Consider the following 15,348-nt stretch of genomic DNA (forward strand, 5'->3'; position numbering starts at 1 on the left):
CCGCACGGTTCAGGGGGAGGACGCCCCCCGCACGTGGCGCCGGGTGGACGGCGCTCGGCGGCCCGGGCTCAGAAGGCGTCCGCCTGGGACCCGGCCTCCTCGTCCGACCTGTCCATGATGTCGGAGGTGCCGTTGCCGGCTTCGACGACCGTGCCCAGCCGTGTGGTGACGTAGGAGAGCGTCTCGGTGAGGTTCTCGGTGGGCTTGTCGACCTGATCGTGGTACGTCGTGCCGATCTCGTCTTTGCCCGCGGACTCCTTGTTGATCCGGTTGATCTCCAGGATCGCCTTGCCGAGGTCGGCGAGACAGCGCTGGTAGTCGTCGTAGTGGGCGAACTTGCTCTTGAGGTCGCTCAGTACCCTCAGGTCGTCAGCCACTGAACTCCTCCTGCTTCCCGGTGGGGATACGGCTCTCGGCCTGCGTGGCGAACTCCTCCTGCTTGGCTGCCTGTTCGGAGGCGCGGCGGGCGGCTGCCTCCTCCTCGGCGGCGAACTCCTGCTGCCGGGCCGCCTTCGCCTCCTCCTGGGCCTTCTCCAGGCCGAAGGACGGGGCCATCGCCCGCAGCGGCTTGAGGAGTTCGTCCATGTCGTCGGGCGTGCCGGCGAGGCCGGTCACGCTGCGCAGGTGTCCGCCGAAGTCCTGGAAGCCCTTGATGTGCTCGATGACGTGGCTGCCCATCTTGGCCCGCGCCTCGTTGAGAACGGCGATCAGGGCCGCGGCCAGTTCGGCCGGTGCCATCGACTGGTAGGCCTTGGTGTGGAAGGTCATCGAGACCACCTGGCCCTGGGGGCCGACCGTGACCGACACCATGCGGTCCTTGGAGGTGACGGACGCGGTCGCCGCGTCCAGTTCGCGCTTGGCCGCGAGCATCCTGTCCCGCTGATCGTGCAGGGCCGACATCGCGTCCTTGAGGATGCCGTCGAAGTCGATGGCCATGGTACGCCTTTCGTGCTGCTGGGATGGGTGGTGTCGGTGACGGGTGGACGTCAGCGTCCGATGACTCCGCTGACGGAGCCGGTGTCGGTGCCCCAGGTCTCCTCGTCCTCGGTCAGCCAGGTGGTGCGCTGCCGGTCGTTGCCCTGGTTGGGTCCGCCCGCGCCCGCTCCGGCGCCGGGACTCATCGGGGGCATCATCGGGGACTGCGGCATCTGCGCGCCGCCGCTTCCGGTGCCGCCACCTCCTGTCCCTCCGCCTCCGGTGCCGCCGCCCGACTGCCGGCCGTCGGGGGTCGCGGTGGCGGTGAGCGGCGGACCTTCCGGAGGGATGCCGAGCATGCGCGCGGCCCGCTCGCCAAGCCCCCCGGTGCCGGTGACGACCGAGGAGCCGCCCTTCAGCCGGGGACCGTCGCCGCTGCCGCCCGAACCGCCGCCGTCGAGGGTGAACCTGTTGCCGCCGCCGCGCGAGCCGTACCCGTCGAGGATCAGCTTGTTGTCTCCGCCCGAGCCGCCACCGCCGGTGGTGATCTTCCGTACGGGGGGCGAGTCGACGGCGTGCTCGGCGTTGGTGAGCAGCTGGTGCATGCGGCTGATCGGGTTGCCGTTCGCGTCGACGACGATGCCGTCCTTGAGGGTGGCTCCCTTGGGGAGGGCGTAGGGGTTGCCGTTGGAGTCGAGCAGCTGCTTGCCCTTGGCGTCGACCACGGTGCCGTCCGCGAGGACTTTCGCGCCTTCGGGAAGCCGGATGCGGTCGTAGTTGGAGCCCGGGAGTCCGCCCGTCTGGGTCTCGTCCTTGACGGGCGGCGTGCCCACCTTGCCGCCGGGGGGCGCGACGATCTGCTTGCCACCCGTACCCAGGACCGGCTTGCCGTTGGCGTCGTAGACCTTGCCGTCCTTGCCGATGCGGGAGCCCGGAGGTACCAGGACGGGATTGCCGTCGCTGCCCATGACGGGCTTGCCGTTCTTGTCGAGCAGCGGGACCCTGCCACCGCCGCCCGCGCCCGTACCCGGCCCCCCTCCCGGCGAACCGGGCGTGGTGGTGGGCACCGAGACCGGCGGGATCTTGGGGCCGTCGGGCAGGCCCGTCGGCTTCTTGTCACCGGGATTGCCTGAGCCTCCTCCCTTGCCGCCCTTCAGATCGGGAAGGCCGCTGCCGCCCCCGCCACCCCCGCCGCCCCCGATCCCGCCCGGACCGCCGCTTCCGCCGCCCGGCAGGTCCTCGGTGCCCGGGCCCCCGCCGCCGCCGGCACCGCCGGGCCCGGTGGGACTGCCCCCGCCCGGCAGGGTGAAGCTCGGCTGGTAGACGCCTTCCTCCAGGGCGGCCGCGAGCTTCAGGTAGCTGTTGTCCAGGGCGAGGACGTGGGTCGACGCGGCGGTGTCGAGGTCGGCGATCGTCTTGAGCCACTCGTTCTTCGCGTTCCGTTCGACCGTCCTGACCCAGTCGGGGGAACTGACGTCGTTCTTGGAGCCGTCGAGGATCTGGCCGAAGTCCGGAGTGGTCGTGGACGTGTAGCCGTTCGCGTAGCTCGGAGTGCCCGTCGTCCGCCAGGTGACGGTGAGTGTCGAGCCCGTCATGAGACGGTTGAACTCCGCCCGGAGCAGCGCCACCCCGTTCATGGCCGAGTACCCGGCCCCCGAATCGGGGGGCACCTTCTTGGCCCTCCACGCTTCGAATGCCCCGTACATCCCCCGGGAGGACGTCTCGAGCTGTGTCTTGGACTCACCCAGCAACTTCGAGATGTCCTGCGGGGTCTTGATGTCCAGCTTGACCTTGTTCATCTCCATGTGGATCACGTCGACGAACTTCTTGAACGCGCCGGCCGCGCTGCCCCGCCATTCGCTCCCCTCGGAGTCCATGTCGTTCCCCCAGCCCTTGATGAGCGGGAGCCATTCGTCGAGCCACGTGACCACCCCGTCCAGCTGGTCCTTCGCGTTGCCGAACGAGAAGGAGTTGACGATGTCCGTCTTCGCGGACGAGGTCCCGTTCACCAGGGGCAGCAGCGCCTTGTAGGGCTCGTTCAGGAACAGGTTGTACGGGGACTTGACGTCGTCGAAGTAGCCCTTCCAGTTGACGCTGAAGCCGACCACGAACCGTGCCGACTGGCCGCCGTAGCTGGTGTCGAACGTCCAGTAGAAGTCGAAGATCTTGCTGTAGTCCTTGCTGAAGGCGACGTTCTTCTCGATGCGGAAGGTGCCGAAGTCGGACCAGTCCGTCGAGCCCGGCCCGGCCACCGTCTCCCGGGTCGTCAAGGCCCCGGTCGTGTCCATGAAGACCTTGAGGCCTTCCTCCCAGGTCCACTTCTTTACCGCCATGGTCGCGTCGAACTCCTGTCGGGTGGGTGACGGTCTACTTCTCGGGAGAGGGGGTGGACCCGCTGGACTGTTGGGCGTCCCGCTGGATCATGCCGAGGATCTCCCACATCTCGGTGACGTCGACGGCGTCGCCCGCCGCGTCGCCGAGGATCTCCTTGACGCTCCGCAGGTTGATGCTGCCGCTCTTGGTGACGCCCTGGAGTTTGTCGAGAGCGCCCTCCAGCTGCGTGCACACGGCGGCGAATCCCGCCTGCACACGGGCGGCGCTGTGCAACTGCTTGGGGTTGCCCGGCAGGATCTGGCCGAAGTCACCGTTGGGCTTTCCCGCCGACCAGTCGGGGAGCGCCAGCAGGACCGTGTCCGAGGTGAGTTCCAGGAGCAGTTCCTCGAACTTCGTCGCCTTCTCCAGCAGAACGTCTTCGGTGATCGAAGTGACGCTCTCGCCACCCTCGTTGTCGTCCGCCATGGGGTCTCTCCATTCCTGTTCCGGGCCGCGTACCGTCCGGCACGGAGAACGGAGGCCCCGCACTTGGAGGTTCACCCCGGCCCCGGAACGCCGGAACCCGGCACGCCGACGGTGACGGCGTGCCGGGTTCCGGTGCGGGGCGCGGAGGTTCAGCGCTGGAACAGGAACGCGCTCTTGCGGTCCCCGCCCCGGATGATGCCGTGGGCGTCGGCTAGCAGGTCCGCGCCCTTGTTGAACTGCTGCGACAGGTTGGAGTCCAGGGAGTTCACGACCTGCTTGAACTCCGCGAACTCCTTGGCCGCCTCACCGGTGAACTCCGACCGGATGGCGTCGAGCCGCTGGACGACGGTCTCCACGGCCGAGCTCATGGTCGCGGCGACCTGCTTCATCTGGGCGTTCGCTTCCTCGAGCGCGCCGTGCTTGATGTCCATGTCCATTTCGCTCATGCGCGTTCCTTGGGTAAGAGGGGAGGAGGGAGAGACGGAGAGGGCGTACGTGATCACTTGCTGAGGACGTCGTAGACGTCGCCGCTCCACAGGTCCATGTTGGCGTCCGCCTCACCGGCGGTGTCCGTCATGACCTTGCTGGTGGTGCCGACCGCGTCCAGGAGGTCCTTGTACTCGGCCATCACCGTGCGGTAGCCGCGCTGCCAGTTCTCGATCTTCGCGATGAACTTGGTGCCCGCCGCGGACCGCATGCTCTGCGCGACCTGGATCGCGATGTCCTCGGACTGCGTGTAGGCCCGCTCCATCGTCTGGAGGTGCTCCTCCAGTTCGTTGAGGGTCTGGGTCAGTACCGCTGATGAAATCTTGAGGTTGTCATTGGGAACGTCGGACACCTGATCTCCTTGATCGTACGGTCGGTGGGCTTCCCGGCAGGGGGAACGGGCCGTTCGCGGTGGGGGGTTCACCGATCCATCGCACCGGCCCCGGGCGGCGGCGCGGACACCGTGCTCAGCTCCCCGGAACGCTCCCGGGGCACAGAGGGGCCGGCTCGTCGGCGGGCGCGTCGACCACCCCCGCGGTCATGAGCGCCGCCGGGTCGAGGTCCAGGCCCGAGGGCAGCATGGTCAGCAGCGTCGAGGGCACGCCCACCGGCGTCGCGCCCGCGTAGCCGAGGACCTTCGCCGCCTCCTGTGTCGGCAGCGGGTACTTCACGCCGTTGTCCGCGACCAGGTACGTCGCCCCGGCCGTGCCCGCCCCGGACAGCGCCCGCACCAGCGCGCCGCCCCCCGGCCGTACCGAGATCCGGTCGGCCGCGCCGCACGACGCCGTCACACCCGGCTGGGGCGTCACCGGCCGTCCCGCGACCGCCGACGCGTCGGCCACGGTCACCAGGGTGCGGGGCCCGCCCGCCGCCGAAGGCCGTACCGCGGTGCACACGCCCTGACCAGTCCCCGGCGCCACCAGCTCCGGCGGCGTCGTCGGAAGTCCTGTGTCCGGCAGGATCCCGGCCGGCGCCGGGTGGGCGGCCAGGTCCGCGGCGCCCACCACGACGGCGAGCGGCGGAGCCGCCGCGTACGCCTCCTTCTGGGTGCGCGGGTCACCGCGCAGCAGCTCGAACTGGGTGCGGCCGAGCGGTGCCAGGCCCTTCCGGGTCAGGACGTACGGCTCACCGGCCGGGCCCGTGAACAGCTGGCCGACCCGGGTCGGCCGCCCGGCCAGGTCGGGACCGGGCGTGCCCCGGCCCGTGAGGTCCGGCGCGACCAGATCGGGCCCGGAGGGAAGGGAGTTGAGGTAGGACGGTGCCACCGGGAACGGCGTGGCCGTGCCGTAGCCGAGCGCCGTACCCGCGTCCTTGCCCAGCCGCAGCCGCTTCCCCTGCCACAGCACATGGCGAGTGCCGTCCGTGGCGACCACCAGCAGTCCCTGCTCGGGACCCAGTGCCTGGCCCGAACCGGCGGAGCCGACGGCCAGCGAGACCACAGCTCCGGGCCTGCCCGACGCCGTGGCGACCACCAGTCCGCACACCAGCCAGTCGCCGCGGGACAGCGCGGACGTGGCCGGCAGCCCGTCCGGCGCGCCCACGATGCCCACCGGTCCGCCGCGCGGCGCCGACTTGAGCGAGTTCAGGCCGACCTGGGTGACGGTCATCTTCTCCCCGGCCACCAGCCGGGCGCTGGCCTGGTTGAGCACCGGCCGCAGCTCCCCGCCGACGAACAGGTACCGGGCGCCCGTCTCCTTGACCACCACCAGGGTCCCCGGCTTGGCCCAGCCCGTCGAACCGCCCGGTTTGATCGCCCCGTACAAGCCCATCACCAGGGCTATCAGGACAGCGATGAACAGCCCGGTGCGCACCCCGCGAGCGGTGCGCCGGGTGGGAAGGTCCAGGGAGTCGGGCTCGCCCCGCAGCATCCCGGCCCCGAGCCTGCTCATCACGAACAGGTGGGCCTGCACCTGGTCGCGCCTGGACTGCATGTGAACTCCTCGGAGGAAAGGTGTGGTGGGGTGCGAGGTGCGAGGTGAGGTCACCGGCCCCGCGCCGGAGTCCCGGCCCGGGGGCCGGTCGCGGAATTCAGCCGGTGAGCCCGCGCACCCAGGCGAAGACCCCGGCCTCGGTCAGGGCCAGCGGCAGCATGCTCAGCGCGAGCAGGCTGTGCAGCAGGTCGGCGGCCCGACCCCAGTACGGCAGCATCCGCCGCCCCGGCACCGTCCACGAGACGATCACGAGGGCCGCGGCGGTCGCCGCCAGCCCCGCCAGCAGGTACAGACGACCGGTGGGGCCCAGCGAGAGAGCCCACCCGGTCGTGAGCAGCGCGAGCCCGTACGAGCCGGGCAGGACCAGGGCCAGCCGCTGCCACCGGGAGCCCAGCTCACGGGCGTGCAGGATCAGCAGCAGCGACACCGCGCAGCTCAGGGCCACGGAAGCCCAGCCGGGTGCGGGGGCCATCAGGGTGAGACAGGCGGCGCACAGGGCGCCCGTCACCACGTGGAAGGCGGTCAGATAGCCGTCGGCCACGGCACTGCGGTCCACGACGTCCTGCGCCGGGTAGGGCTCGATGTCCTCCTGGAGCTCCTCGGCGGTGCGCGGCAACGCGGGCAGCCTCAGTCCCGAGAGCCGGAAGGCGAACCCGGGCAGGAACGTCCCGAGCGCCACCACCAGCACCGTCAGCGCCCCCGCCGTCTCCGGGGCCGTGAGCCCCGCGAGGGCGAGCGCTCCCGCCACCGCCGTGGCCACCGCGGTGATGAGCAGCCCGAGGAAAAGAGGCGCCGAACAGGCCACGGCCGCGAGCGCGAGGACCGAGGCGCTCGCGGCGGCCGAACCGCCCGCGAGCAGCCGGGCGGCCGTCAGGTCGCTGTCCCCGGACGGCAGCAGCGCCCCGGCCAGTGCCACATAGGGAACGGCCGCGGCGCCGAGCGCCGTACCGGCCCCCGCGTCCCCGACCGCCCGCGCGGCGCTCCCCGCGCCCAGGAGCAGGAGCACTCCGGTCACCGCCGCCGAGACCCCCCGCAGTGGCCCGATGTCCCCGGAGAGGGCCAGGAGGGCCAGGCCGCCCGCCAGCACGAGCAGCGCCAGGCCGAGTGCCAGGTGATGGGTGAGGGCGGGGTGCCACGTGTCGCCCCGCCGGTCGAGCCCGGCCGCCACACCGTCGATGATGTCGTCGAAATGGACCTCCGGCAGGGACTCGCGGCGCAGCCGCAGATAGAGACGCTCGCCGTCCCGCAGGCCCAGGGCCTCGGCCGTCCGCTCCTCGTCCAGGGGCTCCTCGCCGAGCCGCTGGAGCACCCAGCCGCCCGCCTCGACGGCCTCCTCGTCGAGGCCGTCCCCGGAGTAGCCGATGATCGTCGGCAACAGGTCTGCCAGGGGGACGTCGGCCGGTACGGAGAGTTCGACGACCTTGTGCGGCCCGTGGAACCTCAACCGGCACAGCCCCGCCACCGCGCTACCGCTCACTGCCCGCGTGTCCTTCCTGCTGTCCCGCCGAGGCCGGAACGCCCTCGGCGGGCAGTGGAACGGACGCGCCCCGGTGCCGGGTTCAACCGCGGCGAACCGGATGGCCGGCACAGGCCCCGGCACGACGGCGGGGGAGGGGCTGCGGGGCCGGCCGTCGCGACGAGGGCGGGCCAGGCGACGAGGGGCGGTGTGGCTACAGAGGGCGGGCCTGGCGACTGGGGTCGGCGTGGCGTCGAGCCGTTCGTACGGGCGACGGCGAACGGATCAGTCGTCCCCCCGCAGCGCCCGTACGAACGACTCGACGCCCTCCTCGCCGTGCCGTACGAGGAGCACGGCGACCAGACGGGTCACGGCCCGCCGTTCGCCCTCGCTCCAGGCGCCCGCCGACGGATGCTCGTCGACCACGAGCGCGCGGGCGATCAGCAGCGCCTCCCGCGGTGCCGGGACGACGGGGGACACCGGGCCGAGCAGCCGAGCCAGAACCCGCGTCAACTCGGACGCGGTGGCCTCCGGCACGTCCAGCCCGGTCGCGGTCCCGGCGAGCGGGTCCCGGTCCTCAGGGCGGGTGTCCGGCAGCCAGTCGCGCAGCAGCGCCCGCACCTCGTCCGCCGTCGCGTCCTCGGCCTCGTCCTCGTACACCGCTCTCCCGCAGACACCGCCACGACGGGCGTGCACGCACCGCCTCGCCCACCCCGCCGACGTCACCGGCACCCGGTCCGGCGGTCGTCCGTAGTCGCGCACGCTCTCCCACCGTTCGTCCGCCCCTGCTTCCGACGGAGAGATCAACGCGTACCCCGCCCGTGGAGGTTCATCCGGGGCGCGGGCCACGGGGTTGAACCATCGGGCACCTTCCGCCCGTTCCCGACTGACGAGGAATCGGCACACAGTCGGCCGCCAGGTGTGAGGAGCGTTGTTCGTTGAGCGTGGTGCAAGTCAACCGCCCGCCGAGGCGGCCGGGCCCCGAGATGCCGGACGGCGAGATCCAACTGCAGGAGCCGCCGGGCCTCCCGGAGAAGCAGAACGGCATGGGCAACATCATCACGATGGTGCCCATGGCGCTGTCCTCGCTCTCCATGGTGTTCATCTTCCTACGGCCCAACGGCGGCCTCATGACGTACATCGCCATGGGCACCATGGCCGTGTCCGCGATCGGCATGGTCGTCACCCAGATCATGCGCGGCAACGCCGACCGCAAGCAGGAGCTCACCGGCGAACGCCGCGACTACCTGCGCTACCTGTCGCAGATGCGGCGCCAGGTGCGCAAGGAGGTCCTCCGCCAGCAGGAGGCCCTGGCATGGCGGCACCCCGACCCGTCCGAGCTGCCCTCCCTGGTACGCACCTCGCGGCTGTGGGAACGACGCTCCTCACACCCGGACTTCAGCGACGTACGGATCGCGCGCGGCTCCCAGCGTCTCGCGGTGCGCCTCGCCCCGCTCGCCACCAAGCCGGTCGACGACCTCGAACCGCTCAGCGCCCACGCCCTGCGCCGCTTCATCCACGCGTACGGCGCCGTCGCCGAGCAGCCCGTCGCCATTCACCTGCGCGGCTTCGCCCACGTCCTGATCCGGGGCGCCGACGAAGCCGGCCCCGGCAACGGGACGACCGAAGGAGGGACACCCGACGGCGGCGCGACGGCCGGCACCGACGACCGGCCCCGCGCCCTTGCCCGCGCCGTGCTCGCCCAGTTGGCCACGTTCCACGCGCCCGACGAACTGCGCGTCGCCGTGGTCGCCCCGCCCGACCGGCGTGCCCACTGGGAGTGGACCAAGTGGCTGCCGCACGCCCTGCACCCCGGGGAGACCGACGGCGCGGGGCCGCTCCGGCTCGTCGCCGGAACCATCGGCGAATTGGAGCAGCTGCTCGGCGAGGAGTTCGGCGCCCGGCCGCCCTACGAGCCCGACGCCACCCCGAGCCGTGACGAGCCCTACACGGTCATCGTGCTCGACGGGGCCACCTTCACCGCCCCCCACCGGGCCGCGCTCGGCGGCTACCGCAACGCCACCGTCGTCGACGTCGGTTCCGCGCTGGAGTGGAAGCACAGCAGACTCGTCCTCCGCCTGCGGATCACCGGGACCCCCGACGGCACCGACAGAACCCTGGAGATGGTCGGCGCCGACCGCAATCGGAAGGACCAGGTCACCACGCTCGGAGTGCCGGACGGCCTGACCCCCACCGCGGCCACCCGCCTGGCCGCGGCCATGGCCCCGTACCGGCTGGGCGACAGCGTCGACCAGGGCGAGCCACTGGCCACCGACTTCGACCTGACCAGCCTGCTCGGCATCCACGACCTGCACCGCTTCGACGTCAAGCAGCAGTGGTCGCAGCGCAACCAGTCCAACAAACTGCGCGTCCCGCTCGGCCTCGGCCCCGACGGCACACCCATCGACCTAGACATCAAGGAGTCCGCCCAGGGAGGCATGGGCCCGCACGGCATGCTCATCGGCGCCACCGGCTCCGGCAAGTCGGAGCTCCTGCGCACCCTCGTCCTCGCCCTGGCCCTGACCCACTCCTCGGAGATCCTCAACTTCGTCCTCGTCGACTTCAAGGGCGGCGCCACCTTCCTCGGCCTGGACCGTCTGCCCCACACCTCCGCCGTCATCACGAACCTCGCCGACGAGGCCGACCTGGTCGATCGCATGCGCGACGCGCTGCACGGCGAGATGATCCGCCGCCAGGAACTGCTCCGCGCGGCGGGCAACTACGCCTCCCTCCTGGAGTACGAGACCGCCCGCGCCGCGGGCACTCCGCTGGACCCGCTGCCCACGCTGTTCGTCGTCGTCGACGAGTTCTCCGAACTGCTCGCCGCACACCGCGACTTCATGGACCTCTTCGTCATGATCGGCCGACTCGGCCGCTCCCTCGGCGTCCACCTGCTGCTCGCCTCCCAGCGCCTCGACGAAGGGCGCGTGCACCAGCTGGAATCCCATCTGTCGTACCGGATCGGCCTGCGCACCTTCTCCGCCATGGAGTCCCGGGGCGTCCTGGGCGTCCCCGACGCCTACCAGCTGCCCTCCCAGCCCGGCAACGGCTATCTGCGCAGCGACATCTCCACCCTCACCCGCTTCAAGGCGGCCTACGTCTCCGGGGCCTACCAGCCCAAACGCCGGCCGGCCGCCCAGCGCGCGGTCATCGAGGGCCAGGTCGTGGCCTTCGGCACTGACTACGTGGCCCCCCGCGTGCTGCCCTCCACCCCCGACACGGAGGAGGAGCCCGAGACCGAGGAGACCGGCACGCTCCTCGACATCGCCGCCGAACGACTGACCGACGTCGGTCCCCCCGCCTACCAGGTGTGGCTGCCGCCGCTGGACGTCCCGCCGACACTGGACGAACTGCTGCCCCCGATCGGACCGCACCCGGAGCGCGGCTTCACCGTCGAGGGTGAGGCCCGCGGCACCCTCAAGGTTCCCGTCGGCGTCGTCGACCGGCCCTTCCAGCAGGTCCGCGACCTGCTCATGGCCGACCTGGCCGGAGCCGACGGACACATCGGCATCGCCGGAGCCCCGCAGTCCGGCAAGTCCACCCTGATCCGCACCATGATGACGGCACTCGCGCTCACCCACACCCCCGCCGAAGTGCAGTTCTACTGCCTGGACTTCGGTGGCGGAACCCTGTCGGGCCTGCGCGGCCTGCCCCACGTCGGCGGGGTCACCGGCCGCCACGACCCGGACCGCGTCACCCGTACGATCGCCGAGGTCAACGCGGTCATCACCCGCCGCGAGAAGTGCTTCGCCGAACTCGGCATCGACTCCATCGCCACCTTCCGCCGCAAGAAGGCGGCCGGAGAGCTTCCCGACGACCCCCACGGAGACGTGTTCCTCGTCATCGACGGCTGGAACACGCTGCGCCAGGAGTTCATGGACCTGGTCCAGCCGCTGACCCTCATCTCGCAGCGGGGCCTCAACTACGGGGTTCACCTGCTCGTCGGCACCACCCGCTGGGGCGAGATCACCGGCGCCCTGCGCGACCAGCTCCAGACCCGGTTCGAACTGCGCCTGGGAGACGCCGTGGACTCGGTCGTCAACATGCGGGCGGCGGGCAAGGTGCCCAAGATCCCCGGCCGCGGACTCACCGCCGACCAGGCGCACTTCCTGTGCGCGCTGCCTCGTATGGACGGCCTCGGCACCGCCCATGACCTCAGCGAGGGCGTCGCCGACCTCGTCGACGTCGTGGCCGACCACTGGACCGGGCCGCGCGCCCCCGAGGTCCGCATGCTCCCGCCCGTCCTCGACGCCGCGGAACTCCCCGCACCCCACGGCTCCCTTCGGATCCCGCTCGGCCTGGAGGAACACGACGTCCTGCCGCTGTGGCACGACTTCTCCCAGGACCCGCACCTGATCGTCGTCGGCGACAGCGAGACCGGCAAGACGAATCTCCTCAAGCACATCGCCACCCAGATCATGCGCGCCTACACACCCGACCAGGGCCGCCTGATGCTGGTCGACTTCCGCCGCGAGATGTACGAGACCGTGCCCGAGGAGTACCGGCTCGGCTACGCCGTCTCGGCCGACCCACTGCGCCAGATGGTCACCGGCGCCGCCAAGGCGATCGCCAACCGCGTTCCGTCCGCCGACATCACCCCGGACCGGCTGCGGCTGCGCGACTGGTGGAGCGGCCCGGAACTCTTCGTACTCGTCGACGACTACGACCTGGTCCACGGCTCCCCGTCGGCCCATCCGTTCGCCGCCGTCCTCGACCACCTCGCCCAGGGCGCGGAGATCGGCCTGCACATCATCGTCGCCCGTTCCGCCAACGGAGCCGGACGAGGCCTGTCCGACCAGCTCCTGCGCAAGCTCCAGGACGTCAACACCCCGGCCGTCCTGCTGTCCTGCCCGCCCACCGAGGGCTACCTCTTCGGCGGTACGAAGCCCAAGGTGCTGCCCACCGGACGCGCACTGCACATCACCCGCCGTCGCACGGTGCAGCTCCAGACGCCGCTGCTCGACCCCGACGGCCCGACCCCGCAGAACGGACACTCCGGATGACCACGTCCGCCCCCGCCACCGGATCGAGGGTGCGTCCCGTCGGCCCACACCTCGTGATCACGTCCGAGGAGATGGCACCGGCCCTGACGGCAGCCCTCGGCGGTCTTCCCCCACTGCCCGGCGCGCTCCTGATCCTGGCCGCGGCACCGGACGCGGCCCCGGTGCTCCGCCGGAGCCTTCCGGACCTGGTGGCCCTCGCCGTGGAACGCGGAGCGACAAGCCTGGTGCTGGCGGCCTCGGGCCTCGCCGCAACGGGCCCCGACGGCAGCCGTCCGGTCGAGGCCGTCGCGGCGACGGCGGACTTCACGGTGATCGCCCCGGACGGCGTGGTCAGCATCGAACCGGACGGCACGCTGCGGATCGCGGAGCCGGGAAGCTGGTGGAGCACGCAGCCGGGGGAACAGCCGCGCCGACTGGCGCCCGACTGGCCGCCGGCGGCTGGGAACGAGGCTCCGGGGCAGAGCGAGCGCGCGGAGCCCGGCCCCGGCCGGGGCGAGGGGCTCGGCCACGGCGGGAACCCCGACCCGAGTGAGGATCCCGACCAGGAAGAGCGTCGCGACGGGACCGAGGAACCTGCCCCGGAAGAGCGCCCTGACCGGATTGAGGAACCCGACCGGGACGAGCATCCCGATCGGGCGGAGGATCCGCTCCCGCCGCCCGCGCCCCCGGTCCCCATGGTGGCGGAGTCCCGGGCCGGTGCGCACGGGTTCGGTTCGGCGCCGCCGGAAGGGGCGGTACCGGTGATAGGCGCGGCACCGGTGGAGGACGAGAGCCGTTCCGTGCGGGGCGGGTTCTGGCTGGGGGACCTGCCCGAAGCGGCCGAGCAGCTGATCGGCGTCCACCCGGACACCTTCCTCCTGGGCGTCGGCTCACCCCGGCGGCCGTCGCTTCCCACCGCCGAACTCCTCGACCGCGTACCGGAGGCGGCGGAGGACGCGGCGGACCTGCTGCTGGCCGCACCGTGGGCCGCTCCGTCCGACCTGATCGCCATGGCCGTGGCCCTCGCGGAACATCTCGGCCGCACGGTACGCGTGGCCATCGGCCTCCCCGTACGCACGGCCGACGACCACGCCACCACGCTCCTCGACGAGCGGGCCGCACCCACCTGGCAGCCCCTGGTGCTCGAACTCGCCGCCTCGCCCGAGCACCGTCGCGTGGTCCCGTCCGCGTGGCTGCGACTGCCCGGACAGGACACACCGGCCCCTGCCGTGCACCGGACCACGGACCTGGAGGGCTGGCTACTGGAGTCCGTACCGGCGGGGCTCTGGCTGCGCCCGGCAGGACCCGCACCGGACCTCCGCCCCCGGACGCTGCGACCCGACCCCGTGCGCCCCGTCCTGGTCGTGGGCGACGGGGGCGTACGCATCGGACCCGAGGTCTGGGCGGCGCTTCCCGGGGCGGCGGCGATGCTGCCGGGCCTGGGCGCGACAGAGCCGCACGGACTGCTGGTCCACGGGAGCGAGGCCGAGGAGGCGGAAGGCAGGTCCCGAGCCACGGCGCTGGACCTGAACTGGCGGGATCCCCGGACGACCTGGCCCGCGCCCGAGGCCTTGTCGTCGCCGGAGGCCGGACCGGACCCCGAAGGCGCGCCGGAAGCCGGGCCCGAGCCGCGTCCCGGACCCGCCGCGCCTCGGGTGGTGCTCGGGCCGGGTGCCGGTACCCCGGAGCCGGATCCGCATGCGCCGGACCCGCACGTGCCGGAGACGACACCGCCGTCCGAGCGGGACCAGCAGCCCGAACCCGCCACCGCTCCGGTCGCACCGCCCGGCCCCGACGCCCCGGTGCGAGCGGCTCCGGTCCCGCCCCAGCCCGCCCGGTCGGCGCCGGCACCTGTCGCGCCCAGCGGCCCCGGGGACCGTGCGGCCCTCCGGGACCTCCTCGGTGAGCGGTACCACGTCCTCGCGGGCAGGACGGAACTTCTGGCCTCCCGGCTGCCGTCGCTGCGCTCCACGGCCCAGGACGACCTCAAGCCGGACATGGTCGCCATCGCGGTGTACCAGGCCGACACCCCCGACCCGGTGTCCCGGGCGGGACTCGCCGAGGCGGCGCGGGCAGCGGCACCGGGCCCCTTCACGCCGCTGCTGCGCTGCCTCAGCTCGGGCCTGCGCAGGCTGCCGGGTCACTACGGGGCCGTCATGCTCGCCGCCCCGGCCGAGGCGGTGCCGCTGGACCGGTACGTGCCCGGCGCCGTCATCGTCGAGCCCGCCGCCGTGGCGGCCGTACCGGCCTGCGACGCGCAGCTGGAGGGCGCGGTCGAGTTCGGGATCTGGTCCACCACCGGCCGTCGTACGGCCGTCTTCCTCGGTACGGACGACGAACCGGAAGTGGTGTTCCCACCGGGCACGGCCTTCGCGGTCCTGGCCCTGCACATCGCGGAGGACGACGCGTCCCCGATCCGGGTCCTGCTCCGCGAGGTGTCGCCCGCGGAGGGGGTGGACAGCCGTGTCCGGGAGCGCGACGCCCAGGCCCGTGCACGCCTCGTCGACTGGTTCGAGCGCCGGGACATGCTGGAACCCCACGACCGCCGCCCCCTGCCCGACGCGTCGCGCTTTCACACGGCACCCGGAGCGGCCTTGGGATGAGCGACGGCTCGCGCCGGGGAGGCCGCTGGGCCGAGGCGAGGGAAGAGGACGGAGGAAGGCGACGCCGGTCCCGGATCGTCCTCAACGTCGGTGCGGGGACCGGAGCGTACGAGAACGCCGCCGCCGCGGTGGCCGCCGTCGAACCGTCCGCCTCGATGCGCGCCCGGCGCCCGACG

11 protein-coding genes are annotated in these 15,348 nt (G+C 72.3%); 2 read left to right on the forward strand and 9 right to left on the reverse strand.

Annotated elements, in window-relative coordinates; translation table 11 throughout:
- Positions 1-68: 68 nt before the first annotated feature.
- The 9 genes from ADL08_RS10970 to ADL08_RS11010 form a co-directional block, all read right to left on the reverse strand.
- Positions 69-377, reverse strand: coding sequence for a hypothetical protein (locus ADL08_RS10970; protein WP_053641892.1), 309 nt, complete (start codon positions 375-377; stop codon positions 69-71).
- Positions 370-936, reverse strand: a complete 567-nt coding sequence (locus tag ADL08_RS10975) for a YbaB/EbfC family nucleoid-associated protein (RefSeq protein ID WP_053641893.1) — start codon at positions 934-936, stop codon at positions 370-372. Before ADL08_RS10975 ends, ADL08_RS10970 begins: the two co-directional genes overlap by 8 nt.
- A 50-nt stretch (positions 937-986) precedes the next feature.
- Entirely contained in the window at positions 987-3,248 is a 2,262-nt protein-coding gene (locus ADL08_RS38700; RefSeq protein ID WP_053641894.1) for a hypothetical protein, read from the reverse strand.
- 34 nt (positions 3,249-3,282) lie between these two features.
- Positions 3,283-3,714 (reverse strand): hypothetical protein, encoded by a 432-nt coding sequence (locus ADL08_RS10985; RefSeq protein WP_053641895.1) that lies wholly within the window; start codon positions 3,712-3,714, stop codon positions 3,283-3,285.
- Positions 3,715-3,863: 149 nt separating this feature from the next.
- The gene (locus ADL08_RS10990) at positions 3,864-4,160 is read right to left on the reverse strand and encodes a WXG100 family type VII secretion target (protein ID WP_159043144.1); all 297 of its coding nucleotides are present in this window, start codon (positions 4,158-4,160) and stop codon (positions 3,864-3,866) included.
- Between the two features lie 53 nt (positions 4,161-4,213).
- Complete coding sequence (locus ADL08_RS10995) at positions 4,214-4,552, reverse strand: hypothetical protein (protein ID WP_053641897.1); 339 nt, start codon at positions 4,550-4,552, stop codon at positions 4,214-4,216.
- A 115-nt stretch (positions 4,553-4,667) separates the two neighbouring features.
- On the reverse strand, positions 4,668-6,131 hold the full coding sequence (gene eccB, locus ADL08_RS11000; RefSeq protein ID WP_053641898.1) for a type VII secretion protein EccB: 1,464 nt from the start codon (positions 6,129-6,131) through the stop codon (positions 4,668-4,670).
- Between the two features lie 97 nt (positions 6,132-6,228).
- Positions 6,229-7,608 (reverse strand): type VII secretion integral membrane protein EccD, encoded by a 1,380-nt coding sequence (gene eccD / locus ADL08_RS11005; protein ID WP_053641899.1) that lies wholly within the window; start codon positions 7,606-7,608, stop codon positions 6,229-6,231.
- Between the two features lie 264 nt (positions 7,609-7,872).
- Positions 7,873-8,247 carry a hypothetical protein gene (locus ADL08_RS11010; RefSeq protein WP_053641900.1) on the reverse strand — a complete coding sequence of 125 codons (375 nt, stop codon included), beginning with the start codon at positions 8,245-8,247 and terminating at the stop codon, positions 7,873-7,875.
- A gap of 278 nt (positions 8,248-8,525) precedes the next feature.
- On the opposite strand from ADL08_RS11010, the gene eccCa reads away from it, so the two are divergent.
- Together eccCa and ADL08_RS11020 are read left to right on the forward strand one after the other, a co-directional pair.
- Positions 8,526-12,590: a type VII secretion protein EccCa gene (eccCa, locus tag ADL08_RS11015; RefSeq protein WP_420709669.1), complete on the forward strand. Its 4,065-nt coding sequence runs from the start codon at positions 8,526-8,528 to the stop codon at positions 12,588-12,590.
- Positions 12,587-15,172: a hypothetical protein gene (locus tag ADL08_RS11020; protein WP_053641902.1), complete on the forward strand. Its 2,586-nt coding sequence runs from the start codon at positions 12,587-12,589 to the stop codon at positions 15,170-15,172. Before eccCa ends, ADL08_RS11020 begins: the two co-directional genes overlap by 4 nt.
- The last annotated feature ends 176 nt before the right edge of the window (positions 15,173-15,348 follow it).

Origin of the sequence: Streptomyces sp. NRRL F-6492 (assembly GCF_001280125.1) — a bacterium.
Classification (GTDB): Bacteria; Actinomycetota; Actinomycetes; order Streptomycetales; family Streptomycetaceae; genus Streptomyces.